At 31.7% G+C, this 1,071-nt stretch carries 1 protein-coding gene; it reads right to left on the minus strand.

Annotation, left to right across the window (positions count from 1 at the left end):
- Positions 1 to 1,071: DUF1542 domain-containing protein (locus tag IDG60_RS15615; RefSeq protein ID WP_206160902.1), on the minus strand; the 1,071-nt coding region annotated here is incomplete at both ends.

The following is a 1,071-nucleotide window of genomic DNA, read 5'->3' on the forward strand; positions in this document are numbered from 1 at the left end:
AATTGTGTAATCGTTAATATTATCTAAGTCATTATGAATTTGAACTTCAATGTCATCTTTAGAAGTAGCTTGATTAACATTTTGATCCGCAGTTTGTTTTAATTCAGCAAGTTTTTGTTTCGCTTCAGCAATTTCACTTGAAGTCGATGCGTTAGAGTTATCCGCTTCGTTTACTTTAGCATTATATGCATCTTCAATTTTAGCTAAAGCATCTTTTTTGTACTCACTAAATGTTTTAACTGCATTAATTTTAGCTTTTCCTTCTTTAACTGCATTATCAACATATTCATTTGTTGATGATTGATCGACATTTGTTTTCGCTTGATTTAATTCAGTATCAACTTCTTGTTTTGCATCATTAATTTCTTGTTGTGATGCATTTGGTGTTTGTTCTATTTGTGTTTTCTTATCAGCTGCAGCTTGATCTAATTCTTTTTTACCTGCTGGTTTCTTAACAGGATTTGCATGAAGTTGTTGAACTTTTTGTACTGCTGTATCTTTAGCAGTAGTTACATCACCTGTAGTAGTTGCTGCATTAATATTATTTAAACCTTCTTCATATGCTGCTCTAACTGGTCCAATATCGTTACCTTTTTCTTCATTAGTAGTCTCATTATTATTAAGTATTTCAGTTATTTTATTTTGCATTTCAGTTAGCAATTCTGCTCTTGCATTCGTTTTAACATCTGTTGATGCTTGAATTGGGTCAATTGCTTGAATTGCATTATCTTTTGCAGTGTTTACATCATCGATTGACTGTGCATTTTCAATATTTTGATTACCTTGTGTTAATTGTGCGTCTACTTGTTGATTTGCTTGTTCTTTTTCTTCAGTAGTCGCATCTGCAGTTTGTGCAATAAGCGCTTTTTGTTCGTTTGCTTTTGTTGCTAATTCATCTTTCGCAACATCTTTAATTGTTGTATCTGCAGTAATACCTTGAATATCAGCAACTGCTTGATCTTTAATTTGCGTAACATCATTAGTTGTTTGTGCATTTAAGATATCTTGATACGCTTTTTCTTTAGCTTTTAAAACTAAATCTTTTGCTGCATTTTTCTCTTCAGTTGTAGC

It is taken from the genome of Staphylococcus sp. EG-SA-2 (assembly GCF_017152085.1).